This is a genomic window from Pantoea sp. GCM10028869, assembly GCF_042666835.1.
GTDB classification, from domain to species: Bacteria; Pseudomonadota; Gammaproteobacteria; order Enterobacterales; family Enterobacteriaceae; genus Pantoea; species Pantoea leporis.
In genome coordinates this window covers 618144-641261 of sequence record NZ_JBHTGO010000001.1, presented here as the reverse complement: position 1 = coordinate 641261, position 23118 = coordinate 618144, and the positions used below count along the sequence as shown (strand labels likewise).

The window sequence follows — 23118 nt, the reverse complement described above, 5'->3', positions numbered from 1 at the left end:
TGTTCGACTCTATATATTGTGATGATGATCATGATTTTCTTTAACGGGACTAATTACCGAGAGCACACAGTGTAGCGGCGCAATTCATTGCGCGATTATGCCCTATTTCATGGGGCTGATTTCTGACCACGTCAGTACCGCTGTGGCTTACAGACTCCTACAGCTGTGCTTTGTTGTGGTGCTGGCCTCGCAGACATTCATAATGCGGTGAGTGGCTTGAGGGGCGATTCTGCGAAATCGCCTTACGAGTGAACGTTAAAGTAATGCGTGCACATGCCGATAAACGTTTCAGGCTTTTAAAAGCTGTTTTTGTACTCAATATTCGTATTAATCAGGAGAGCAAGATGGATGTATCACAAATTACATCACTGGCTACCGGCCATGATAACATGGAGCTGGCTAATAAAATAAGCACGTTAGTACTGAAGAGGACGTTAGATAATCAGCAATCGATGGCGAGCGGCATTCTGGATTCGATTCCTCAGTTACCTGCAAACCCTGCAATTGGGCGCAACATTAATACCACTGCCTGAAGTCAGCACTAACGGTTTTATGGAGTGATGTCGATCGGGTATCACTCCTCAAATGGTTAAGTAGTGTTGGCATGTTATTAGCGGAAGAAATTACAGGATGAAGGTGTCGATCACATATCCTGTTCGCGCAGTATTTTGCCGACATTTCCGCCCGGATGGACGTTGAGCAGCCGCTGCTGATCGAAGCCGTTACGCAGCATGATGTTACAGCACAGCGCATCGAACACCGCCAGCACCAGCACGATAGAAGTGGTAGCCAGCATATTAAGCGGGTCGATCTCCCGCTGGATATGCGTTTTCACCACCAGCGTAGCGGCGTCGGCAATCGCTGAGTCCAGGTTTTCCGTCACGCTGATGATAGCAACGCCTTTGGTTTTAAGCGTCGGCAGCAGGCGCGTCAGTTCTTCAGAATTACCGCCTCGTGAAATCAGGATCATCAGGTCGTTGTTGCGCATAAATCCCAGGTCACCGTGGGCTGCATCGGTAGCGTTGAGGTACACTGCCGGTTGTTCGACGCACGCCAGCATATGGGCGATTTTCCGCGCGGCAATGCCCGAGGTGCCAACACCGGTCACAACAATTTTACCGTGACATCCGGTAACCAGCATCAGGAGCTGATGCCAGGTTTCGGCATCAAGATTACGCTGTAACGCCAGTAATTCCTCGCTATAGGTCTGCCAGGCCTGACATGCCTGAGTAAATTCTTCTTCCGCATTCATTCGGTTTTCCCCTGCATCAGGTCACGATATTTCATGCTGTCGTGATACATCTCGTGGAATACGCGGTATTTACGATCGTAATACTCTTTGATTTTGTTGGTCTGTGGTGTGATGGTTTTACCAATGCGGCTCATAGCAGCCATGGCTTCTGGCAGCGAATCATAGACACCCGCTGCAACGGTGCCCATCATGGCGCTGCCGAGCAACATCGCTTCACTCTCTTCCGGCAACAGCATTGCGCAGCCTGTCGCGTTGGAATGCTCCTGCACAAAAATCGGGTTTTTAGTGCCGCCACCACTCGCCATCATGGTATCAATGCAATAACCACTCTGGTTCATGGTTTCAATAATATGACGAGTGCCGAGCGCCAGCGCCTGAATGGTGGCGAGATAATGTAGCGCCATGTCTTCCGGCGTGCGAGACAATTTCAGGCCAGTCAACGTGCCCGTGAGTGTTGGATTAGCACGCGGTGAGCGGTTGCCGTGGAAATAGGGCAACATATGAATGTCTTTGGTCAGGAAAGCGATATTTTCTGGCTCACCCGCCATTTTACGCAAAATACCATTCAGAATTTCATAAATCGTTTTGCCGCTGTCTTTTCCCTGTTTGAGTAAATCCTGATAACACGGGTGTGACTGAATGACATGATCAATTAACGCGCCGGTAGTCGATTGTCCGCCTTCATTCAGCCAGTAATCCGGCAGAATCGCCGAATAATATGGCCCCCAGATCCCACCGATATAGCGCGCGCTACGCGACATCGCCATATGAGCGGTGGATGTCCCGCCAATCAGCGCGATGCGATTATCGAAATCCGCTGATTCGCCGGATACGCCGCTGGCACCCAGAATGCCGAGGCTACCCGCGTGGGCATCAATAATGGAGACGCTAACCGCCGTACCGGCAATCAACCCCATTTCTTCAGCGGCGCGCTGAGTTAATCCATGCCCCAGCGGCTCACCCATGGTTTTTACTTCACTACCGATTTTCGACGCGTTGTTTTCCAGCAAATCTTCCAGACCGATCTGGCGGAAATAGCTCGAGTCCCAGCGGTCTTCGTGACCGATATACGTCCATTTGCAGACGGTGGAGCACAACGAACGCGTGGTGTCCTGCGTGGCGCGCCAGGTAAGAAAATCAGGCAGGTCGAACAGATGTCCGACGTTGCTCCAGGTCGTCGGCATGTGTTGCTTCAGCCACAGCAGTTTTGGTGTCTGCATTTCTGGTGAGATGATTCCGCCGACAAATTCCAGCACGCGGTGGCCGGTGGCATTGATGCGTTCTGCCTGCGTGATAGCACGGTGATCCATCCATACAATAATGTTCTGCTCGCTTCGCCCGGACGGGCTGACGGTCAGCGGTTTACCTTCTTTATCCAGCACCACCAGCGAACAAGTGGCGTCAAAACCGATGCCTTTCACTTGAATAGGATTGATATCTGCCTGATTAACCGCGTCTTTTACGGCGTTACAGACAGACTGCCAAATCTCATCGGAAGACTGTTCGACGAAATCGGCTTTCGGGCGGTACAACGTGATATCACGGCTGGCCTGGCCGACCATGCGGCCGGTCATATCGAAGACGCCTGCGCGGGCGCTGCCGGTTCCTACGTCTATTCCAATAAAATATGTCGCCATGTTTTTTCCCTTCGTAAAAATCTTTCGCTTATGATTTTCTGTTTTGCAGAGCGATAAACAGGATCAGAACGCAACCCCACAGCGCCATGGTCAGATAACTGCTAACGCCCATCAGGTTAAGGCCGCTCTCGAGCATTTGCAGGACGATCAGCGCCAGCACCAGTCCGATGACCCGGCCAAACCCGCCGTCGGGATTAATTCCGCCGAGTACAGAAGCCAGAATGGTCACCAGCAAATAGGAGTCGCCATAGCCTGCTTTGGCCGAGTTGAATTTGGACATCATCAGCAGTGCCGCGCCCCATCCGAGCAGCGCGGAAAGCACATACACCGCGAGAGTAACTTTGTGGGTATTGACACCACTGAACCGCGTGGCCTGTTCGTTAGAACCCATCAGATAGAGGCTGCGTCCCAGCGTGGTATGTTCCAGTAACACCCACAACAGCAGCGCCACCAGCAGGAATAACAGCAGCGCAACCGGAATGCCGAGCAGGCTGCCGTTGCTGAGATATTGAATGGCTGCCGGGAAGCCGGAAATCACAGCACCATTGGTTAGCAGAATATTCAGCCCGCCAATCAGCGTCATGGTACCGAGGGTCGCCAGAATCGGCGAAACACCGATATAGGCGATCAGTGCGCCATTGAGCGCGCCAATGAGCACAGCGATGACCAGACCCGCGAGCATCGCCAGCGCGAAATATTCTGGCTGGTTCGGGTGCGCCACCAGAATGGCCGCCATCGCCAGCGAACAGGCATTGGCTCCGGCAATGACCGAAAGATTTATACCGCCGGTGAGCATGGTGATACCCATCCCCAGCGCCAGCATGCCCAGAATCGGTAATTGAGAGGAGATCGACTGGAAATTGCCGACGCTGTAAAAACTGCCGCCCAGCGTGAACGAGAACAGCACGGCAACGGCGACGATGATCAATAACTGCAAGCGGATGATGCGATCGCCCGGAAAGAAGCGGTTTAAGGTTGTCATGTCACATTCCCTTTGCCAGTTTGCGTTTTTCATTCCACGCGGTGCTGCTGATGCTGACCAGAATGATCACGCCGCTGAAAACCTGATGCCAGTAAGATGAAATGCTCAGCAAGGTCATACCATTTTGCAGGAAGGCCAGCAGCATTACCCCCAGAATGGTGCCGGTCAGCGAGCCACGGCCACCGGTCATGCTGGTGCCGCCTAATACCACCGCCGCCAGCACCGTCAGCTCATAACCCAGCAGGGAATTAGGCGCGACAGACTGGGTGATTTGCGCCTGAACCACGGCCGCTATACCCGCCAGCAATCCCATAAATCCGTATACATAAAAATGCAGTCGCAGTATGTTCAGGCCGAGACGCGACGCAGCGTCACGGTTGCTGCCCATGGCATAAATCTGTCGCCCCACGCGTGTGCGGTTCATCAACACGCCGGTGGCGATGATCACGCCCAGCAAGCTAAGCAGCGGCAGTGTCAGGCCATAGTCGTAACCGTCGGCGGCGGTAAAGGAGAACCAATTAATACCGTTCATAAACCAGTCGGGAAACCCGTATAACCAGGTGCCATTGGTGACATACACCAGCAGACCGTAAAACAGGTTTAACGTGGCAATGGTGATAATGATGGCCGGAACGCGCAGCCAGTACACCAGAAAACCGTTGACCAGCCCGAGCAGCAACCCGCTGCCCATCGACAGGGCAAATGCCAGTGGAAAGCTACCGCCGTGATGGATGATGTAACTGGCCATCACGTACTGACCGATTGAGGTAATGGCCGGGAAGGAGATGTCGATGCCCCCGGCAATTAACACCACAAACAGACCACAGGCCAGAATGGCAAGAATGGCGTAACTGGTGGCGACGTCAGTCAGATTACCCAGGGTCATAAATTCACTGGTGCCGACGCTTAAGCCAATTACCAGCAGCAGAACCAGTAATCCCAGCCAGAACTCGTGCTGGGAAAACAGTTTCGACAGAGATTTATTATCCATTAATCACCTCCGCAATCTGCGCTTCGCTGCTTTGGTGAGGCGCGAATTCCGCTACCAGTTCGCCTTTGCGCATCACCAGCACGCGATGACTGTTGTAATAGGCTTCCGGAATTTCATCGCAAATCATCAGCACCGCCATGCCAGATTCCGCTAAATCGCGTGCGATGCGATAAATTCCCTCTTTGTTGGCAATATCTACGCCGACGGTCGGCGAATCGAGGATCAGAATATGGGGTCGCGTTGCGACCCATTTGGCGATGGCGATACGCTGCGCATTACCGCCGGAAAGGGTTTTAACGGGTAACTGGCTATCCGAAACTTTGATGTTCAAATCGCGGATCAGGTCTCTCACCACCGCTGCGGCTTTCTTATGGTCCATTAATCCTGCGCCGGTGTGCAGCTTGTCGAAAATGGACACCAGCGTGTTGTCATAAATGGATTGCTCCATGATCAGACCCTGCGTCAGACGGTCTTCTGACACATAAGCAATGCCGTGACGGATGGCGTCGCGGTTACTGTGGAATTGCACCACATTGCCGTTAACGCGAATTTCTCCGCTATCTGGTTGGCTCATGCCGAACAGGCTCAGACAGAGTTCCGTCCGGCCCGAACCGAGCAGGCCAATAATCGAGGTGATTTCACCCTGGCGCAGCGCCAGTGAAATATTCTGATACTGACCTTTGCGGCTTAGTTGGCTGACTTCAAGGAGTGGCGTTACGTTGGCTGGCGCACGATGCGGCAGATGACTGTAGGTAAAACGTTGTCCGGTCATCAGGAACGCCAGTTCATTACTGTCGAGTTCGCTGGCCGGATAGGTGCCAACCAGTTTGCCGTCGCGCATCACGCTGATGCGATCGGCCACTTCCATCACCTCATCAAGACGGTGGCTGACAAACACCACGCAGATACCGGCGGATTTGAGCTCATTCACCACGCGCAATAGACCATTCACTTCAGTACGAGTCAGCGATGCGGTCGGTTCATCCATAATCACCAAACTGGCGTCAGCGGCGATAGCGCGGCATATGGCGACTAATTGGCGATCGGCGATCGACAGCTTTTCGACTTTACGATCTGGATCCAGAGAGATGCCGACCCGTTGCATCGCTGCCACCGCTTTTTTGCGCATTGCCTCGCGATGTACCCAAAAATCTCCGCCTGGTAAATAACGGTGAATGGCAATATTTTCGGCTACTGACAGATTGGGAAATAAAGACAAATCCTGATAAATAACCTGAATGCCGTAATACGAAGAGAGATGCGGCGTCAGAGTATGAAATAGTTTTCCGTCCAGCGTAATGGCCGCGCCTTTTTCCGGCTGATAAACACCAGAAATGACTTTAATGATGGTACTTTTGCCACAGCCATTTTGACCAGCAAGACAATGCACTTCGCCTTTATTCAACGTCAGGCTGACACTGTCTAATGCTAGTACGCCGGGAAATTTTTTACTGATTCTTTCAAGGCTGATAAAGGCCTCATAAGGGGCAGGGGACGTATTAAGCGTATTCATCACCGATCCTTAAGCATATCCTTTATAATTCCAGTGGGCGCTGTCTGCACAGTTTTAATTGAATCAATGAGTTACGTTTTCTCATTGGCCGCTTTGCCCTGCTGGAATTATTTAGGGTATAAATTTTCATGTCTGATTCGAGGTCTAAATACGGCACAACATACAACGCCGTATTTATTTCTCTTAGCCTGGTGTGGCGCTGGAGATAATCTGTCTCCGGAAAATACCTGAATTAAAAAGCCTGATCAGAATCCAAGTGATTTCGCATTCTCTGGTGTCACTTCCAGAATTTTATTAAAGCGAATGACTTTTTTATCCATATCTACGTCGGCTTTCCCAAGCCCTTCGATAGTCAGATCTTTGGTGACTTCTTTACCCTGCAATAGCTGATCAGCGACCGTTACTAAGGCATAGCCGGCATCTTTCGGATCCCACAGCAGCGCTTTCTTAATATCACCGCGCATTAAATACGGAGCAGCTTGAGCGGGCATAGCGATACCAACAACGGCGATTTTATTTTTAGCGCGTTTCTGTTGAACCGCCTGACCCGCACCAATCGGGCCGAGCGAACCGAAACCGATAATCCCTTTCAGGTCGGGATAGGTCTTCATTAAATCCAATGTGGTGGAGTATGACTTATCAATATTTTCTGCCACCGGCAGGCGAGACGTTACTTCATGCATATCCGGGTACTTTTCTTTCTGATATTTGATCGCAGCATCCGCCCACGCGTTATGCAGCGGCACAGTCAGGGACCCGACATAAATGGCGTACCCTCCTTTGCTACCCATATCTTTTGCCAGTTCGTCCATATTGGCTTCAGCATATTTCTGGCTGTCGATGGTTTCGATATCCCATTGACCAATTTGCTGGTCCGGCGATTCATGGGTTAATACCACGATGCCCTGGTCACGCGCTTTCTTTAATACCGGCTCCAATACTTTGGCATCGTTTGGCACCACGATGATGGCGTCGACTTTTTTAGCAATCAAATCTTCAATCACTTTGACTTGCTGGGCCGGGTCTGGAGTGGAGCCGCCGACTTGATAAGCGTTGACATCCAGTTTTTGCGCGGCTTCTTTCACGCCGACTTCCATGCGGGTAAACCATGGAATGCCGGTGACTTTGGCGACCACGGCAATATCGTAAGGCTTAGCGGCGAAAGAGGGTGTTGTGAATAACATGCATGCTGAAACCACACATGCACTGACTAATGCGAGGTTAAATTTCATTGCGATACCTTTCTTATGATGTTTGCAGTAGGGAGCGGACGGTCGGTATTCAATTCACACTCAGAGATTAACTGAAGGAGACACCGGTTTTCGCATGGTTGTGGTCAAAATGTGAACAATGCCCATTTTTGTTAAATTTAAAGATTGATCGTGTTAATAAAAAGTAAATAAACACTCTTCCCTTTCCCGGCATACCGAATTTCAGAGGTGATGAGCCATTTTTATTAACAATTTACCTCCAATAAAGTAACAAAAGAGAAATATTTTGACCGCGTCGTATCTTTCTTGCAGCGAAGAAGGCTATGCCAGAAATTTTATTTGCACGGAATGTGAACAGCAGCGCATTCCTGGCGATTTTAAGATTCCGAAAACGACGTTTCCCGACCGACGTCATTTTCATCCTCACCAGATATGAGCCTTGTCACAAAATAGGTATGACGTTTTTAGCCCTCAAAAAGTAACGCTAAGAAGTGAGGGGCTGTTAAAGGCCCGTTGCAGCTTGTTAATGAATTTGTTAACGCAGATTAATGCATCAAACGCATCAACCCATGAGTTTATTGCGCTTATATAGTTTGTTTTGCTCATCCAGTCTGCAGAAGCAGGCGCTGTAAAAGCGCTAATGACAAACTGGAGATAAACATGCATTCCTCTAACCTACCCATGACGGCCCGAACCCGATGCAGTGCGATACTGCGGGTGACTTCTGGCAACTTTCTGGAACAATTCGATTTTTTCCTTTTCGGGTTTTATGCCACTTATATCGCCCATACTTTCTTTCCGGCCAGCAGTGAATTTGCTTCGCTGATGATGACCTTTGCGGTCTTTGGCGCAGGGTTTTTAATGCGTCCGGTCGGCGCGATTGTGCTGGGCGCGTATATTGATAAAGTTGGCAGACGTAAAGGGCTCATTGTTACCTTGTCGATCATGGCGGCGGGGACCTTCCTGATTGTTCTCATTCCGTCTTATCAAACGATTGGGCTCTGGGCACCCTTTTTAGTGCTGTGTGGTCGCTTATTGCAAGGCTTCTCAGCGGGCGCAGAGTTAGGCGGCGTATCCGTCTATCTGGCAGAAATTGCCACGCCCGGCCGTAAAGGTTTTTACACCAGCTGGCAATCTGGCAGCCAGCAAGTGGCCATTATGGTGGCAGCGGCCATGGGTTTCGCACTGAATGCGGCCATGGAAGAAAGCACCCTTCGCGAGTGGGGATGGCGTTTGCCTTTCCTGTTCGGCTGCCTGATTGTTCCGTTCATTTTTGTTCTGCGCCGTAAACTGGAAGAGACCGAAGCGTTCACTGCTCGCCGCAACCACCTGGCGATGCGTGACGTGTTTAAAACGCTGTTAGCAAACTGGCAGGTGGTTATCGCCGGAATGTTGATGGTCGCCATGACCACCACCGCGTTTTATCTGATCACCGTATACGCCCCTACCTTTGGTAAAAAAGTGCTGATGCTGAGCGCTTCTGACAGTCTGCTGGTGACTCTGCTGGTTGCGGTATCAAACTTCTTCTGGCTACCGGTTGGGGGAGCCCTGTCAGACCGCTATGGCCGTAAGCCTGTATTGGTGACCATGGCGATGCTGGCGCTGATGACTGCCTATCCGGCACTTAACCTGCTTGCTGAAGCACCCAGCTTTTCCATGATGCTGACAGTGCTGTTGTGGCTCTCCTTCCTTTACGGTCTGTATAACGGCGCCATGATCCCGGCATTAACAGAGATTATGCCGGTCGAAGTGCGAGTTGCAGGCTTCTCTCTGGCCTACAGCCTGGCTACGGCTATTTTCGGTGGATTTACGCCAGTCATTTCAACTGCACTGATTGAGTACACCGGCGATAAGGCTTCACCCGGCTACTGGATGAGCTTTGCTGCGATTTGTGCATTACTGGCCACCCTCTATTTATACCGTCGCAGCGCGTTATCACTTCAAACCGCTGGTTAGTTCAGGAATAACATCATGCAAAAAATACATCGTTCACTTCTCATTACGCTGTTAGTGAGTTCCGTTAGTTTTTCAGCGGCGGCCAAAGATGTCACCGTTATGATTTCGGGCGGATTTAAAGCGGCGCTGGAAAAACTGGCCCCACAATTTGAAGCAAAAAGCGGCGACAAGATCATTTTGATCTCTGGTCCCTCGATGGGGAGAACGCCTCAGGCGATTCCTGCGCGTCTGGCGCGCGGGGAGAAGGCGGATGTGGTGATTATGGTCGGTGATGCGCTGAAAAACCTGGAGAAGGATAACTGGCTTCAGCCGGGTTCGCGCGTTGAGCTAGCCGACTCTTCAATTGGTATGGTCGTTAAAGAAGGTGAGCCTAAACTAAATATTAAAACGGATGCAGATCTGCGTAATGCCCTTTTGCAGGCCAAATCTATTGCTTATTCTGACAGTGCCAGCGGCCGCTATGTCAGCAGCCAACTGTTTAGGAAACTGGGAATAGAAGACCAGGTAAAAACAAAAGCGCATAGGGTAGAGCGCATTCCGGTGGCATCCGAAGTGGCTAAAGGCAATTATGCCGTCGGTTTCCAGCAAGTGAGTGAATTGCTACCTGTGCCGGGCGTCACCTTTGTGGGTGAACTGCCTGAAGATGTGCAATACGTTACCCGTTTTGCCGGTGCGGTGACCGCCAAAGCAACAAACGGGCAGGAGGGCAAAGCGTTACTCAACTTCCTCTCTTCGGCTGAGGCGCAAGATACTGTGCGCGCTACCGGATTGCGATCGGTGACGGCTGAACTGCCAGTTAAACAACACGATACTGTTCAGTGATCAGCTTCTCTAACTCAGCTGCAATGTAGGATTGCATACGGCCACTGCGCCTGATCAGGCCAACCGTACGCTTTACCACCGGCTCAGTGAGTGAAAGGTGTGTGAGTACTGAATGCTCTGACATCGGCATCGACATAGCGGGTACGGCAGCCATGCCGATACCCGCTTCAACCATACCTAGCATGGTGGTCACATGACGGGTTTCGCAGATACTGGGGCGCTCAGGAACGATGTGATCCAGCATCTTATCAAGTAGATGGCGGTTACCGGAGGTCTTATCCAGCTCAATGTAATCCTGCTGATAAAACTCTCGCCAGGTCAGGTTTTTTTTATTGGCTAATGGATGATCCCGCCTGCAGGCCGCCACGTAGACATCGCTCGTCAAGGGTATAAATTCGATAGTGGTTTGCAGATCTCTGGCAAAACAGATGCCAAAGTCTGCCTGACCACTGGCCACTGCTTCAATGACGTTTCCAGCGCTACTATCAATGATTTTCACACGCACTCGTGGATAGCGTGTCTGGAAACGGCGGATAACATCGGGCATAAAATAGTAGGCTGCCGAGGGCACAGTGGCAACGGTGACCAGCCCTACACGATCCTGACTCACCTTATTAATATCCGCTAATACCAGTTCAACATTCGCCAGCAGCTGATCTGAGCGTTCAGCAAAGGTCCGCCCATACAGTGTCAACGTGACACGCCGGGTCGTTCTATCGAACAACTTGATCCCTAACGCGGATTCCAGCTTTTCTATCCTACGACTCAATGCTGACTGAGAAAGGCAGATGGACTCAGCGGCAAGCCGAAAATTACTGTATTCAACCAGCGCACGGAAGGCATAAAGATCGTTAAGGTCAAAGTTTACAGGCATAGCAGCAGACAGTCCTTTGGAGCCAGCGGGTGTTCAAAGGGCAATGATAGCCACATTATTGATTACGGTAACCACGTCTTACCTACAAATGTTATTACTTTTCATATTGGCAAATAATTTTGTCATGAAATGGTCATTATTTCCCCACCAGCATTTCTGGCAGCGTGCTGCGTTGCCGGAACCACGCGGCAAAAAAGCCGACGATAATGCAAAACTCGGCAATATCTCCGCCGTAATACATCCACTGCGCAGCCTGCTGAATTTCTTCAGCGCTGGCTAAGGTTCCACGTGGGTATCCGAAGCCGTACATCAACTTCGCAAGAATAGCGTGAGCGGCCGTAGCAAAAAAAATTGCCGCCAGACGCACAGTTCTCGATGGACGGTGAGGCGCGGGATCGGGCCCGGCAACAGACCAGGTAAACAGGTAGCCGGAGAGGACAAAATGCAGATGCAGGAAAATAAACAAGGCAGGAATGGCCATGCTCAACGCATATAACGGAGTGAGATAAAGAAGATACATCCCGCCAATATCCAGCGAAGCAGCGGTAAATGGATGGATTAAAAAGCGTATCGGGCGGGTGCGGAGAATAGCCATCATAGCGCGCGCCCACCGTGCGGATAGAGTGCGTAATATCAGTGAGCCGGGCGCCCCAAATACCAATCCGAGAGGTCCAAACATTCCAAGTAACAGATGCTGCAACATATGACCGCGTAAGTCATGATGCGCCCAGTTAGCCAAAGGCGGCAGCATGGATGCCACGATCATGACGATGCCGGCGGTGAAGCTGGCCATGCGCCAGGCGCTCCAGTGGGCAACCCGGCGTAAACGGACAGCGGCGATCAAATAAAAAATGAGAATGACAGCAGGAGCTATGACCAAAAGAATAAATAGCGCGACTGAATGGGGCATCGCCGCAGGATGCATCATGGGATCCACGGATCAAACTTCCGTTTTAGCGGATAGAGCAGACCGCGCGTGACGATAAATCAGCAAGCCTGCCACCAATAACAGCACAGCAGACAGATTCCAGATAAGGTCATAAAGCAGCACGTTATCAACATAGCGGATCTGATGCAGCCTGAGCAGCTTGTGATCAACAATTCCATCAAACAGTTGAAACGCACCCAACCCCACAATGAATCCTGCCCATGCTGCCGTGCGGTTGAGTTTTCCACGGCTTCGCAGGTCCGCAAACATGAAAAAACCAAGCACGAAAAGAATCAGCTCGCCTGCGTGCAATAATCCATCTGAAAGCAGGCTAAACGCGGGTGTGCCCCAGTCAAAGAAGTGATGCCAGGCCAGAATCTGATGAAATACCACTTCATCAATTGCCGCCATCATACCGATACCCAGTGGAAGGGTGGCTATGAATGAACGTTTCAGATCGGATTGAGGACTGGAATTCAAAGTTGGCACTACGTTCTCCGGGTAAAAGTTAAATTTCACTTAAGAAGCGTAGATGATAATTCCCGCAGCCCGGCCAATTTACGCCAGCGTTATGTCGGGCAGGGCGCACGACATTACCGAAAGCGGTTTTTCAGAGATTCCGCTGAGATTGTGATGATAGCAATCAGGCCTTGAAGCGATGAGAAATTGTGACCAAAATATCCACTGGTCACTCATCGTTTACATCAGCTCACCGAGCAAAGTTGAAATATGACAGAGAAAAAAACTACCGCCGCCACGCGTGGGCCTTCCGACCACACCATCCGCGATCAGATTGTGGCTGCCGCCATGGAGTACTTTAGCCATTACGGCTTTGAGAAAACCACCGTATCCGATCTCGCGCGATCAATCGGCTTCTCCAAAGCCTATATTTACAAGTTTTTCGGTTCTAAGCAGGAAATCGGTGAAGTCATCTGCGCCAATTGCCTTACGGATATCACGGAAAGGCTGAACGCTGCGCTGGAGCAGTCACCTTCCGCCACGGAAAAAATAAAGCAACTGTTTCAGACGCTTGCTGTGGCAGGCTGCGAGCTGTTTTTCCGCGAGCGTCGGTTGTATGACATCGCCGCCGCCTCCTCGCGTGAGCACTGGCCTGCTGCTGTGCAATATGAGGATTCCCTGCGTGAAATCGTGCTCGCCATCCTGCGCGCAGGACGTACTGCCGGGGAATTTGAGCGTAAAACGCCGCTGGATGAAACGGCCGCCGCCGTCTATCTGGTACTCAGACCTCTTGCCGATCCACTTCAATTGCAATCCTCACTTGATACGGCCGGAGAAGATGCAAGCCAATTGGCTGCATTAGTACTTAGAAGTCTCGCTCCGTAGTTTGTGACCATTGACATAATTGGTCACTAGTCAGAGAATGGCGTCCTCATACTTCCCTTGAGTAAGGTAACCCATGCTCCGGCATCTCCCTTTGTTGTCCGTCATCTGCCTGCTGCCGGTCATTCTGACTGGCTGCGGCGAACCTCTATCAGCCGCTGACGATCCGCGCTCCCGGCCGCCACTCATCAGGACGGCGACCGTCGAGCCTGCGGCGGGTCAATCTCGCGTTTTTACCGGCATTGTGGCCGCACGTTTTCAGAGCGACCTGGGTTTTCGCGTGTCGGGCAAGGTGCTTGAGCGTCTGGTTGATAAGGGGCAAAGCGTCAAACGCGGCCAGCTGCTGATGAGGCTCGATCCGGCTGATCTCGCGCTGCAGGTCCGCGCTGCGGAGGGTGCGGTAAACGCCGCCCAGGCACGCGCGCGCCAGACCGGCGATGATGAGAAACGCTATCGTGGATTGGTGGGTTCTGGCGCGGTCTCTGCATCCTCTTACAGTCAAATTCGTGCAGCGGCAGATGCCGCGCGTGCCGATCTGAGCGCCGCGCAGGCGCAGGCACGCGTGGCGCTCAACGCCTCGCAATATGCCGTATTAAGTGCTGATGCCGATGGCGTGGTGGTGGATACGTTGGCCGACCCAGGTCAGGTGGTTAGCGCCGGTCAAACGGTTGTGCGCCTCGCCCGCGCTGGTCAGCGTGAGGCGATGGTCAGTCTGCCGGAGACATTGCGCCCGCAGGTGGGATCGCCGGCCACAGCCATCCTGTATGGCAGTGGGATCGAGAATGATGCCAGGCTGCGCGAGTTGTCAGACTCGGCGGATGCAGCAACCCGCACCTACGAAGCACGCTATGTGCTGAGCGGTGCCGCAGCCAGTGCTCCGCTGGGTTCAACCGTAACCCTGCGTATCCCGGAATCTGCGGCGACGCAAGAATCCTGGTCAGTACCGCTCAGTGCAGTGTGGGATGCGGGACGCGGTGCTGGCGTCTGGCTGGTGGAAGGCAAACCCGCCAAAGTCACCTGGCGGGCCGTGACGCTGCTCGGCATCAGCGACGACAGTGCGCGCGTGTCGGGTCCGCTTCAGAGCGGGGAACAGGTGGCCGCGCTGGGCGCACACCTGCTGCATGAAGGTGAAGCCGTCCGCATCGGAACGCCTGGGTCGCAAGGAGCCACGCCATGAGCCACAATCGCTTTAACCTCTCGGCGCTCGCGGTGCGTGAACGATCGGTCACGCTGTTCCTGATCATTCTCGTTACGGTTGCCGGCATAGTGGCTTTTCTGGGTCTGGGAAGAGCGGAAGATCCCCCGTTTACCGTCAAGCAGCTGACGGTGATCACCGCCTGGCCTGGCGCCACCGCGCAGGAGATGCAGGATCAGGTGGCTGAGCCGCTGGAGAAGCGGCTGCAGGAGCTGAAGTGGTATGACCGCACCGAGACCTATACTCGTCCCGGAATGGCATACACCATGCTTTCCCTGCAGGACAGCACGCCACCTTCTGAAGTGCAGGAGCAGTTTTACCAGGCACGCAAAAAGCTCAGCGATGAGGCGCGCAACCTGCCGGCGGGTGTGATCGGGCCGATGGTTAACGATGAATTCTCGGATGTGGTTTTTGCCCTCTATGCACTGAAAGCAAAGGGTGAACCGCAGCGATTTCTGTCTCGTGATGCCGAAAAACTCCGCCAGCAGCTGCTACACGTTGCGGGCGTAAAAAAAGTCACCATTACCGGCGATCAGGCAGAACGTATTTATGTCTCCTTTTCCAGCGATCGCCTCGCTACGCTGGGCATTACACCGGAACAGATATTTAACGCCCTGAACGGGCAAAATGCCCTGTCACCCGCCGGTTCGATACAAACGCGCGGGCCCGAGGTGTTTATCCGCCTCGACGGAGCGCTGGATACGCTCGAAAAAATCCGCAACACGCCGGTCGTCTCCGGTAATCACACGCTACGGCTTGTCGACGTGGCCAAGGTCGAACGTGGCTATGTCGATCCGCCCGATTTTCTCATCCGTAATGAGGGTGAACCTGCACTGATGTTGAGCGTGGTAATGAGGGAAGGCTGGAACGGTCTTGAGCTGGGTAAAGCGCTGGAACAAGAGGTCCGAAATATAAATAGTGACATGCCGCTGGGCATGACGCTCTCCAACGTTTCCGACCAGGCGGTTAACATCAGTTCGGCTGTCGATGAGTTCATGGTGAAGTTCTTCGTGGCTTTGCTGGTGGTGATGGTGGTGTGCTTTGTCAGCATGGGCTGGCGCGTTGGCATCGTGGTTGCTGCCGCGGTTCCGCTGACGCTTGCCGTGGTATTTGTGGTGATGGCCGCCACGGGAAAAAACTTTGACCGCATCACGCTGGGTTCACTTATCCTCGCACTGGGTTTACTGGTTGATGACGCCATCATTGCGATAGAGATGATGGTGGTGAAAATGGAAGAGGGCTATGACCGCATCAAAGCATCGGCCTACGCCTGGAGCCATACGGCCGCGCCGATGCTGGCCGGCACGCTGGTAACCGCGATCGGCTTCATGCCCAACGGCTTTGCGCAGTCCACCGCCGGTGAATACACCAGCAATATGTTCTGGATCGTGGGGATTGCCCTGATTGCCTCGTGGGTGGTGGCAGTATTGTTTACCCCTTATCTGGGCGTGAAGATGCTGCCCGACATCAAGCCGGTAGTCGGTGGGCACGCGGCAATCTATAACACCCGCCACTACAATCGCTTCAGACGACTGCTAACCAGAGTCATCGCGCATAAGTGGTGGGTGGCAGGCGCGGTAATTAGCTGCTTTGTGCTGGCCATCATTGGCATGGGGCTGGTGAAAAAACAGTTCTTCCCAACCTCCGATCGTCCTGAGGTGCTGGTTGAAGTGCAAATGCCTTACGGCACCTCAATAGAGCAGACCAGCCAGACCACGGCGCGAATTGAGCACTGGCTGAAAAAGCAAAAAGAAACCCGCACGGTAACCGCGTACATCGGGCAGGGTGCGCCGCGTTTCTATCTGGCGATGGCCCCGGAATTGCCGGATCCCTCTTTTGCCAAAATCGTGGTGCTGACCAACGGCGAGCACGATCGCGATGCGCTGAAGCAGCGTCTGCGACAAGCGGCAGCAGATGGGCTCGCGCCTGAAGCGCAGGTGCGCGTAACACAGCTGGTTTTCGGTCCCTATTCGCCTTATCCGGTCGCTTACCGGGTGATGGGTCCCGATGCAGACGTACTGCGCCAGCTGGCCGCGAAGGTGAAAGTATTGATGCAGGCCAGCCCGATGATGCGCACCGTCAACACCGACTGGGGTTCACGTGTACCGGTAATGCATTTCAGGCTGGATCAGGATCGGCTGCAGGCGATGGGGCTAACGCCTGCCGGAGCGGCTCGTCAACTGCAGTTCCTGCTAAGCGGGGCATCTATCACGGCGATTCGTGAAGATATCCGATCTGTGGAAGTGGTTGGTCGTGCAGCCGGAGAGGTGCGCCTCGATCCCGCGCGCCTTGACGCTCTGACGCTAGCCGGAGCCGATGGGCAGCGCATTCCACTCTCGCAACTCGGTGAAATCGACATCCGCATGGAAGATCCGCTGCTGCGCCGCCGCGACAGAACGCCAACCATAACGGTGCGCGGCGATATTGCTGACGGATTGCAGCCACCGGATGTCTCAAGTGCGTTGAGCCGGGAACTTCAGCCATTAATCGCGTCACTGCCGCCGGGGTACCGTATTGAACAGGCGGGCTCGATTGAGGAGTCGGGTAAAGCGACCAAAGCTATGCTGCCGCTGTTCCCAATTATGATTGCCCTGACGCTGCTGATCATCATCCTGCAGGTGCGTTCCATGGCAGCGATGGTGATGGTTTTTCTGACCGCGCCGCTCGGGCTGGTTGGCGTTGTGCCCATGCTGCTGCTATTCCAGCAGCCCTTTGGCATCAATGCACTGGTTGGGCTGATCGCGCTGTCAGGGATTCTGATGCGTAATACGCTGATCCTGATCGGACAAATTCATCAGAATGAGCGGGAAGGCCACGATCCTTTCAAGGCTATCGTTGAGGCAACGGTGCAGCGCGCCCGGCCGGTTCTGCTGACAGCGCTAGCGGCGATTCTGGCATTTATTCCACTGACGCACTCCGTGTTCTGGGGCACGCTGGCTTACACGCTGATTGGCGGGACGCTGGGCGGCACCATTATGACGCTGGTGTTTTTACCGGCGATGTATGCCATCTGGTTCCGTGTCAGGTAGGCTAATGCTGAAAAAAATCCCCGCCTGGAGCGGGGAAGGAAGTATGAACAATATGCAAAGACTCTCGCACGCTGTGCGTGCTGTGTGTAACCTTCGTACCAAGTATGAAGCGATAAAAGAGTAGTAGCAGTATTTAACGCCTGCAACTCAGGTCCACAAATAAAAATGAAAAGGCTCGGGCACGAGGCCTTTATCACTTCAATCATCACAGCAATGGTCTGGTAGACAGTCCTGAAATCACTGCCTGGCTTCGTTTATCCTCGTCAGTAAAACCCGAGCGTTACTTATCAACGTGGTCTTTTAAAAATGAGAAATCGATTAATAAATGGCATTTATTTGTGAGAGCCAAATAAAAATTGTCAATTTTCTTGATGGTTGAGTTCATAAATAACCGAAGCGGTTTCATTTTGATAAAGATGCAATTTAAATGACTGTAATAGGAGCTAAAATAAAAAAATATAACCCGTGCATTTTTTTTAATCTCCTATAAATTGACCCAGCGGTACTCTCCGCACGTAACGAATGATGCTTTGCATCGCCTCTGAAAGCGTTAGAGATTTCCACTTTCAGAGGTCATTTTTTCCTGCCATAAAAGTCCAATCCTTTTTACTTGCCCTATCTCATATTAAATATTCATCAATTCACGCCAATAAAGCTGTACAACATTGCGATCATTGTATAAGTTTACTGCATGACGATCTGATTAAATTATGAACACGTGAGGTTTCCTTGCAACAGAACCTGGGAAAATGCCATTCAGTAAATGATATTGCAGCGTTTTTCAGCCGCATCTCTCTCTCTTCTCAACACTAAATGTTGAACAGACAGTGATATGAAAAATCACCATGAACAAAAGTTGAGTGACCTTCTCATCGGCGAGGCGGTAATAGCATTGCTGCGCGAAAAAGCCGGCATCTCGCGACGTGCGCTCCTCTCGAAGCTTGAATGCATGCTGAAGGCTGAAAAGGATGAAGAACGTGCGCGCGTAATACTTCTCGCTACGCAGGATGTTAAGAAAGAAATTGCCGAGAGTGAATCCCCTAAAGTTGGAGACCGGGAGCACATGGCAAATTTTGATATAGACAAATTCGGTAATGACGACTCAACCCGACATTAACGCCGGCTAAGGGCTTAAGTGCGTGGAAGAGAGACAAAAATGCGCAACTCAGTAAGGATATTTTATGCAGCAGAATACTATCGAGTCAGACCTGCAGAGTTATTTACACAGCACCGGTGACCAGTATGCAGAGGAAAAAGAAGTCATTGGTATCATCGTAAAGTCATTGATCGCAGAGAGAGGAAGAGTGACGAACAAGGCCATCATTATGAGTCTGATAGCGGAGCTGGAGAGTGCGACAGATATTGAGCAACTCGATGTGCTGCGCAACTGCCTTGAAATCGTTGTAGGCCGTACGCCTAATGATGATGATTAATAAAACCAATCTATTCTATTTGCCTATCAGCGGGGAGAGTTGTGTCAATTCCCCGCTTTTCTGACCGCTACATCCATATTAAAAATACTGATCCTCATTTCCCTGAGACTTTACTCACCAGTAAAAAAATGCCCAACGTTCTTCTTCACCCGGAGTAAAGCCCACCACCATTTTCAACGCGTTGAGTAACGCGTCAAGTTGCAACGGGTCCGTGGTATTTTCAATTTCCGAGATGAAGTACAAAATAATGGCGCTATTGGAGACACTCTTACCCTGACTCTCAAGCGTCTGGATGGCGGAGTCAATCAGTGTCTTCTCCGCAGAAAGGTTGTCACCTGCGTTTTGGAGATAGTCAGTAATGTCTATTTCGCGGGACGTTTGCTGTGCGCTTTGTTGCATTTTCTCTCCTTGTGATCAGATATTTCTGCGGCAACGTTTGAAAGATGTTTACGCTATTGCGTTGGGTGTTGGCTAAACAAACCCTTGCTTTCAGGGCTATTTACCCAGTTAAAAGTCATTCAAAACTAAATTTAGCGCATATTTCTGTTATGGCACGCCTTTCATGGATAAAAATCCATTAATGAGCGGTTTAAAGCCTGAATCCCTTCGACGGGATCGTGACTGGCTTATCTCGCCAACAGATAAAACTTAGCGATCAAAGAGCATGCCGATTAGTGTCTGATAATGGCGTTCTTCTTCTTGAGTGGCTGCGACTTCGAGACGTCTTAACAGTTTAGTGCAGATAGCCTTACGATTAAGGTTCTTGCCTGCCCGAAGGATTTCGACAACAATTTGACCTAGCGTTTCTTGCTGAGTTGGCGCGCTTGCTTTGCTAAAATAATGTGCAATATCGCTGGCTGTATCGGGAAATTTAGAAACACTCTGACGCATGCGAACCTCGTAAAAGTTGGGATAGTCGATTTTGTCTGAACATAAAGTTAGACAATCTTTTAAAACTTGTACAGGATTAATTTATCTGTACAGATTTTCTTTTCAAGCAAAAGATGCTTATCCTTTTTATTCAGGTAGTTATGTTTGGTTGTGAGATCGGCTGTCGGGTTCTGGTTGTTGAAGATAAGGGTAAATTTGTACAAAGAGAGAGGAGGCGATTAACTGGAGGAGGGGGTATTGAAAGGTTCAGGGAATGAAGTCTGTTTAACTCACTTACTTATCGACATAATGCGGAGCGCCCTGAGGCGCATCCTTAACCTGAATCAACGTTAGTCACCCATTAACGATCATTGTTGATAGCGCGTAAATGTCTGGATGCTGAAAGCCAACGTAGCTCTTCGCGGTTTCGTGGGGAGGTTTCGACAAAGGCTTTTAGCCAGCGTCTGGCGTCGGCTATCTGAGCAAGTCTATTGTCGCTGGCATCGCCTTCGGCCATGGTGCCCAACTCAATGATGAGGGAGTGAATGTTGATTTCCTTCTGACTCACAGCAAGATTAATCACTGCCTCGCCAATAATGATATGGCCTTGTTCTTCGTCATGAAATAACACTGCGTTTCCTCCAATATTTTCGATTACCGTAGGAATAGTGTAGTAACAAACTTCCTTAAGGTCTTTAAGATTGTTTAGAGATTACGGTTTATCAAATTTTGCATGTTAACGTTGCTGCTCAACTTGCTGATAATTATCTTAAATTATGCCAGATGTAAACGCATTGCTTGATGATAAAGAAAAGTCTCAAATTTCGAGGGAAAATAATGAAATCGTTTTCAAGACAAAACTTGCCTCAATTAATGAAGATTTTGATACGTAATTTGGGAATGGGAAATGAATATTGCCAAATGACAGGTGGGGATTAATTAAGGAAGGGGAGAGTGTCGTCCCTGACATTTTCTCCAGCCGGTACACGTTAAACGCGACCGTTGAGGTCATCTTCGTCGTCGTCTTCCGGCCAGAGCCGGACTACGTCCTTAGGCGTCAGTTCGTTTCGTCGTTCAAGCCTGCAAGCGTTTGCAGGTATGGCACGTTATGGACAGCGCGATCGGGCTCTTCGAAACTCTTCAGCCATTTTGTGGCTTCAGAAATATCAGACAACCTTGCCTTGCTGCCGCCTGCATTTGCCATATGTTCCAGTTCGTCAATCAGCGATTGTACGCTGACAACTCTCTGTCCCAAGGCAATACTCAGTGCCGCTTCGCCAATAATGACGTAGCCTTTCCCGTCGTGTTGAAAAGACATTAACCATCCTCCATTTTCACGTTTATGACAACCTCGACTTAAACTGTAGGCGCTATGACGGATTTAGCTAAAGGTTAATTCCTAAAAGTCATGAAATCTTAGATTTATATATTTTCTGAGTGACTATTCACTGCCGTTATTAGGTGCTAATGCAGGGTGATATTATGTACAATTTTGCATGAAAGAGGTTTAATGTTAAAGGTGTTAAGCGCTTCTCAATGATAGATATTAACTCGGTGAAATAATGGGAAGGCACTACAAAAAGGGCTGATATATTTAATTCTAAAGTAATCCATGAACAGCTGTATAAATATGAAAGCGCAAGGATGCAATAAAACCCTTTGCAGGTAACGATATTGGTTTCGTTACATTTACGGATAGCCAGCTTATTACGCGGAAGTTGGCGGACACCAGCTGCATATTATGCACCGCGCTGTTATATCTGGAGCCCCACCCAGTCATAGCGTATCCACAAGACGTGCGTCTGTAGAACTTTCAGGGATTACACCGATGTACAGTTGGCCCGAGTAGCAACTGATAACCATAGACGGATGTGTTCAGTGTGCAGTCAGAGTGATGTGTTTCCACTAATAGGTTTAACCGAATGCGGCAGAAAAAGGGTCTCAGAACTGATGCCTAAAGGGCATTCAGCAGTTTGTAGATCTCATTTACAACCTGCATGGCTGCGTGTTCGATCATCCCTTCATTACGACATAAAACCCAGCCGTGTTCTGCAACGGCTCGCTCGAATGACTGAGTACAAGCGACATGATCTTCCAGCTTATGCATCACCGTACTACTTAACCCGCGCGTTCTGGCCGCAGCCCTTGCCCATGAAATTTCAGGCGCAGTAACAACCCCGACATGCAGGTCCGGCTCTTGCACGTTTCGATCAATGTTTAACTGTAAAATCTCAGCAAATGGAACCATCCGGCGAAACGCGGCATCCGACGGGTACCAGCGATCCATCAAAATGATGCTGTTCGGTGGCTGTTTAGTCAGCACATGTTGGGAAATCCATGCACGGCTATCAGCAAAGCGCGCACAAACTTCCCGCTCTAAAACCATGGAGGGATTTCTGGCCAGCCTGTTCACCAGAGCCATGGTTTCTCTCCTGAAGGGATCGCTTTTTTTCTCGCAAAGCCGGATTACCTTAATGTTATCTGACCTGAGTACTTTCGTAATGGCTTCCAGTAGCGTGGTTTTACCGACGCCTTTGGGTCCATCCAGAGAAACAAACAGCGGACGGCTCATAGTCGAAATGACGGGTGATGTAGCGTTTGTGTGAAATTCAAATCGGGCAAAAGCAACCTATTTCCTTCTTATTAACCGGTGTCCACTTTCTACGTCCGGTGAAGCTACCGACTTCGCTGGCGAGCAGTTTATTCACTACGCAAACCTTAGTCACACCAAATTTCAGGCAATAAAAAACCCGCACGAGGCGGGTTTTTTTATTATCAGCGGTTCTTATCTGCTCAGACTATTGTCTTCATCGCTATTGTAAGCGTTGCTGATAATGAGCGCGGCTTACAGCGGAGTAACATTGCCCGCTGCTGGGCCTTTGGCGCCATTTTCGATGGTGAAGGAAACTTGCTGACCTTCATCAAGAGTTTTGTAGTTGTCGCTCTGGATTGCAGAAAAATGGACGAAAACATCCTTGCTGCCATCGTTAGGAGTGATAAAGCCAAAACCTTTATCAGAGTTAAACCATTTTACTAAACCAGTCATTTTGTTAGACATAGATAATTCCTTAATTGATGAGCCAC

General features: G+C 50.9%; 23 protein-coding genes. 8 read left to right on the top strand and 15 right to left on the bottom strand.

Translation table 11 applies throughout. The annotated features are described in order from the left end of the window. Window positions 1-344 precede the first annotated feature (344 nt). Complete coding sequence (locus ACFQW4_RS02925) at window positions 345-533, top strand: YjfB family protein (RefSeq protein WP_377724003.1); 189 nt, start codon at window positions 345-347, stop codon at window positions 531-533. 110 nt (window positions 534-643) lie between these two features. On the opposite strand, the gene ACFQW4_RS02920 is transcribed toward ACFQW4_RS02925, so the two are convergent. The 6 genes from ACFQW4_RS02920 to ACFQW4_RS02895 form a co-directional block, all read right to left on the bottom strand. Continuing rightward, on the bottom strand, window positions 644-1252 hold the full coding sequence (locus ACFQW4_RS02920) for an SIS domain-containing protein (RefSeq protein WP_377723681.1): 609 nt from the start codon (window positions 1250-1252) through the stop codon (window positions 644-646). Then, window positions 1249-2889 (bottom strand): FGGY-family carbohydrate kinase, encoded by a 1641-nt coding sequence (locus ACFQW4_RS02915; protein WP_377723679.1) that lies wholly within the window; start codon window positions 2887-2889, stop codon window positions 1249-1251. The genes ACFQW4_RS02920 and ACFQW4_RS02915 overlap by 4 nt, the downstream gene beginning before the upstream one ends. 28 nt (window positions 2890-2917) lie before the next feature. After that, window positions 2918-3871 carry an ABC transporter permease gene (locus ACFQW4_RS02910; RefSeq protein WP_110867099.1) on the bottom strand — a complete coding sequence of 318 codons (954 nt, stop codon included), beginning with the start codon at window positions 3869-3871 and terminating at the stop codon, window positions 2918-2920. Between the two features lies 1 nt (window position 3872). Next, window positions 3873-4862 carry an ABC transporter permease gene (locus ACFQW4_RS02905; protein ID WP_210080148.1) on the bottom strand — a complete coding sequence of 330 codons (990 nt, stop codon included), beginning with the start codon at window positions 4860-4862 and terminating at the stop codon, window positions 3873-3875. Continuing rightward, window positions 4855-6375 (bottom strand): sugar ABC transporter ATP-binding protein, encoded by a 1521-nt coding sequence (locus tag ACFQW4_RS02900; RefSeq protein ID WP_377723677.1) that lies wholly within the window; start codon window positions 6373-6375, stop codon window positions 4855-4857. The genes ACFQW4_RS02905 and ACFQW4_RS02900 overlap by 8 nt, the downstream gene beginning before the upstream one ends. 245 nt (window positions 6376-6620) lie before the next feature. Continuing rightward, complete coding sequence (locus ACFQW4_RS02895) at window positions 6621-7607, bottom strand: autoinducer 2 ABC transporter substrate-binding protein (protein WP_192235288.1); 987 nt, start codon at window positions 7605-7607, stop codon at window positions 6621-6623. 639 nt (window positions 7608-8246) lie between these two features. Here ACFQW4_RS02895 and ACFQW4_RS02890 point away from each other — a divergent pair. Next, window positions 8247-9542 carry an MFS transporter gene (locus ACFQW4_RS02890; protein ID WP_192235286.1) on the top strand — a complete coding sequence of 432 codons (1296 nt, stop codon included), beginning with the start codon at window positions 8247-8249 and terminating at the stop codon, window positions 9540-9542. 15 nt (window positions 9543-9557) lie between these two features. Next, window positions 9558-10364, top strand: a complete 807-nt coding sequence (locus ACFQW4_RS02885) for a substrate-binding domain-containing protein (protein WP_377723675.1) — start codon at window positions 9558-9560, stop codon at window positions 10362-10364. Here the strand turns inward: ACFQW4_RS02885 and ACFQW4_RS02880 are convergent. The 3 genes from ACFQW4_RS02880 to ACFQW4_RS02870 form a co-directional block, all read right to left on the bottom strand. Further along, a complete protein-coding gene (locus ACFQW4_RS02880; protein ID WP_110867105.1) occupies window positions 10339-11238 on the bottom strand; it encodes a LysR family transcriptional regulator in 900 nt (299 codons plus the stop codon). The genes ACFQW4_RS02885 and ACFQW4_RS02880 overlap by 26 nt on opposite strands. A gap of 136 nt (window positions 11239-11374) precedes the next feature. Then, the gene (locus ACFQW4_RS02875) at window positions 11375-12166 is read right to left on the bottom strand and encodes a cytochrome c oxidase assembly protein (protein WP_377723674.1); all 792 of its coding nucleotides are present in this window, start codon (window positions 12164-12166) and stop codon (window positions 11375-11377) included. A gap of 12 nt (window positions 12167-12178) precedes the next feature. After that, window positions 12179-12655 (bottom strand): DUF2243 domain-containing protein, encoded by a 477-nt coding sequence (locus ACFQW4_RS02870; protein ID WP_217547842.1) that lies wholly within the window; start codon window positions 12653-12655, stop codon window positions 12179-12181. Window positions 12656-12895: 240 nt separating this feature from the next. On the opposite strand from ACFQW4_RS02870, the gene ACFQW4_RS02865 reads away from it, so the two are divergent. The 5 genes from ACFQW4_RS02865 to ACFQW4_RS02845 all read left to right on the top strand — a co-directional run bounded on the left by ACFQW4_RS02865 (window position 12896) and on the right by ACFQW4_RS02845 (window position 19164). Further along, on the top strand, window positions 12896-13510 hold the full coding sequence (locus ACFQW4_RS02865) for a TetR/AcrR family transcriptional regulator (RefSeq protein WP_101761235.1): 615 nt from the start codon (window positions 12896-12898) through the stop codon (window positions 13508-13510). Between the two features lie 73 nt (window positions 13511-13583). Continuing rightward, on the top strand, window positions 13584-14684 hold the full coding sequence (locus ACFQW4_RS02860; protein ID WP_350262293.1) for an efflux RND transporter periplasmic adaptor subunit: 1101 nt from the start codon (window positions 13584-13586) through the stop codon (window positions 14682-14684). Beyond that, on the top strand, window positions 14681-17731 hold the full coding sequence (locus tag ACFQW4_RS02855; protein WP_377723671.1) for an efflux RND transporter permease subunit: 3051 nt from the start codon (window positions 14681-14683) through the stop codon (window positions 17729-17731). Before ACFQW4_RS02860 ends, ACFQW4_RS02855 begins: the two co-directional genes overlap by 4 nt. An 832-nt stretch (window positions 17732-18563) precedes the next feature. Continuing rightward, window positions 18564-18848: a hypothetical protein gene (locus tag ACFQW4_RS02850; RefSeq protein WP_192235276.1), complete on the top strand. Its 285-nt coding sequence runs from the start codon at window positions 18564-18566 to the stop codon at window positions 18846-18848. 64 nt (window positions 18849-18912) lie between these two features. After that, window positions 18913-19164 carry a biofilm development regulator YmgB/AriR family protein gene (locus ACFQW4_RS02845; protein ID WP_192235274.1) on the top strand — a complete coding sequence of 84 codons (252 nt, stop codon included), beginning with the start codon at window positions 18913-18915 and terminating at the stop codon, window positions 19162-19164. 114 nt (window positions 19165-19278) lie between these two features. Here the strand turns inward: ACFQW4_RS02845 and ACFQW4_RS02840 are convergent, their stop codons facing one another. The 6 genes from ACFQW4_RS02840 to cspA all read right to left on the bottom strand — a co-directional run bounded on the left by ACFQW4_RS02840 (window position 19279) and on the right by cspA (window position 23092). Further along, window positions 19279-19563, bottom strand: coding sequence for a biofilm development regulator YmgB/AriR family protein (locus tag ACFQW4_RS02840; protein ID WP_101761240.1), 285 nt, complete (start codon window positions 19561-19563; stop codon window positions 19279-19281). 249 nt (window positions 19564-19812) lie between these two features. Further along, the gene (ycgZ, locus tag ACFQW4_RS02835; RefSeq protein ID WP_101761241.1) at window positions 19813-20055 is read right to left on the bottom strand and encodes a regulatory protein YcgZ; all 243 of its coding nucleotides are present in this window, start codon (window positions 20053-20055) and stop codon (window positions 19813-19815) included. 340 nt (window positions 20056-20395) lie between these two features. Beyond that, entirely contained in the window at window positions 20396-20665 is a 270-nt protein-coding gene (locus tag ACFQW4_RS02830; RefSeq protein ID WP_101761242.1) for a hypothetical protein, read from the bottom strand. A 426-nt stretch (window positions 20666-21091) separates the two neighbouring features. Next, a complete protein-coding gene (locus ACFQW4_RS02825; protein WP_192235272.1) occupies window positions 21092-21352 on the bottom strand; it encodes a hypothetical protein in 261 nt (86 codons plus the stop codon). A gap of 636 nt (window positions 21353-21988) precedes the next feature. Then, window positions 21989-22606, bottom strand: coding sequence for a dTMP kinase (locus tag ACFQW4_RS02820; protein ID WP_222234127.1), 618 nt, complete (start codon window positions 22604-22606; stop codon window positions 21989-21991). Window positions 22607-22879: 273 nt separating this feature from the next. Continuing rightward, window positions 22880-23092: an RNA chaperone/antiterminator CspA gene (cspA, locus tag ACFQW4_RS02815; protein ID WP_007885867.1), complete on the bottom strand. Its 213-nt coding sequence runs from the start codon at window positions 23090-23092 to the stop codon at window positions 22880-22882. Window positions 23093-23118 lie beyond the last annotated feature (26 nt).

Excerpts from the sequence above, each read along its gene's own strand:
- ACFQW4_RS02925 (WP_377724003.1), top strand. The coding sequence starts at position 345 with ATGGATGTATCACAAATTACATCACTGGCTACCGGCCATGATAACATG.
- ACFQW4_RS02920 (WP_377723681.1), bottom strand. The coding sequence starts at position 1,252 with ATGAATGCGGAAGAAGAATTTACTCAGGCATGTCAGGCCTGGCAGACC.
- ACFQW4_RS02915 (WP_377723679.1), bottom strand. The coding sequence starts at position 2,889 with ATGGCGACATATTTTATTGGAATAGACGTAGGAACCGGCAGCGCCCGC.
- ACFQW4_RS02910 (WP_110867099.1), bottom strand. The coding sequence starts at position 3,871 with ATGACAACCTTAAACCGCTTCTTTCCGGGCGATCGCATCATCCGCTTG.
- ACFQW4_RS02905 (WP_210080148.1), bottom strand. The coding sequence starts at position 4,862 with ATGGATAATAAATCTCTGTCGAAACTGTTTTCCCAGCACGAGTTCTGG.
- ACFQW4_RS02900 (WP_377723677.1), bottom strand. The coding sequence starts at position 6,375 with ATGAATACGCTTAATACGTCCCCTGCCCCTTATGAGGCCTTTATCAGC.
- ACFQW4_RS02895 (WP_192235288.1), bottom strand. The coding sequence starts at position 7,607 with ATGAAATTTAACCTCGCATTAGTCAGTGCATGTGTGGTTTCAGCATGC.
- ACFQW4_RS02890 (WP_192235286.1), top strand. The coding sequence starts at position 8,247 with ATGCATTCCTCTAACCTACCCATGACGGCCCGAACCCGATGCAGTGCG.
- ACFQW4_RS02885 (WP_377723675.1), top strand. The coding sequence starts at position 9,558 with ATGCAAAAAATACATCGTTCACTTCTCATTACGCTGTTAGTGAGTTCC.
- ACFQW4_RS02880 (WP_110867105.1), bottom strand. The coding sequence starts at position 11,238 with ATGCCTGTAAACTTTGACCTTAACGATCTTTATGCCTTCCGTGCGCTG.
- ACFQW4_RS02875 (WP_377723674.1), bottom strand. The coding sequence starts at position 12,166 with ATGATGCATCCTGCGGCGATGCCCCATTCAGTCGCGCTATTTATTCTT.
- ACFQW4_RS02865 (WP_101761235.1), top strand. The coding sequence starts at position 12,896 with ATGACAGAGAAAAAAACTACCGCCGCCACGCGTGGGCCTTCCGACCAC.
- ACFQW4_RS02860 (WP_350262293.1), top strand. The coding sequence starts at position 13,584 with ATGCTCCGGCATCTCCCTTTGTTGTCCGTCATCTGCCTGCTGCCGGTC.
- ACFQW4_RS02855 (WP_377723671.1), top strand. The coding sequence starts at position 14,681 with ATGAGCCACAATCGCTTTAACCTCTCGGCGCTCGCGGTGCGTGAACGA.
- ACFQW4_RS02850 (WP_192235276.1), top strand. The coding sequence starts at position 18,564 with ATGAAAAATCACCATGAACAAAAGTTGAGTGACCTTCTCATCGGCGAG.
- ACFQW4_RS02845 (WP_192235274.1), top strand. The coding sequence starts at position 18,913 with ATGCAGCAGAATACTATCGAGTCAGACCTGCAGAGTTATTTACACAGC.
- ACFQW4_RS02840 (WP_101761240.1), bottom strand. The coding sequence starts at position 19,563 with ATGCAACAAAGCGCACAGCAAACGTCCCGCGAAATAGACATTACTGAC.
- ycgZ (WP_101761241.1), bottom strand. The coding sequence starts at position 20,055 with ATGCGTCAGAGTGTTTCTAAATTTCCCGATACAGCCAGCGATATTGCA.
- ACFQW4_RS02825 (WP_192235272.1), bottom strand. The coding sequence starts at position 21,352 with ATGTCTTTTCAACACGACGGGAAAGGCTACGTCATTATTGGCGAAGCG.
- ACFQW4_RS02820 (WP_222234127.1), bottom strand. The coding sequence starts at position 22,606 with ATGAGCCGTCCGCTGTTTGTTTCTCTGGATGGACCCAAAGGCGTCGGT.
- cspA (WP_007885867.1), bottom strand. The coding sequence starts at position 23,092 with ATGTCTAACAAAATGACTGGTTTAGTAAAATGGTTTAACTCTGATAAA.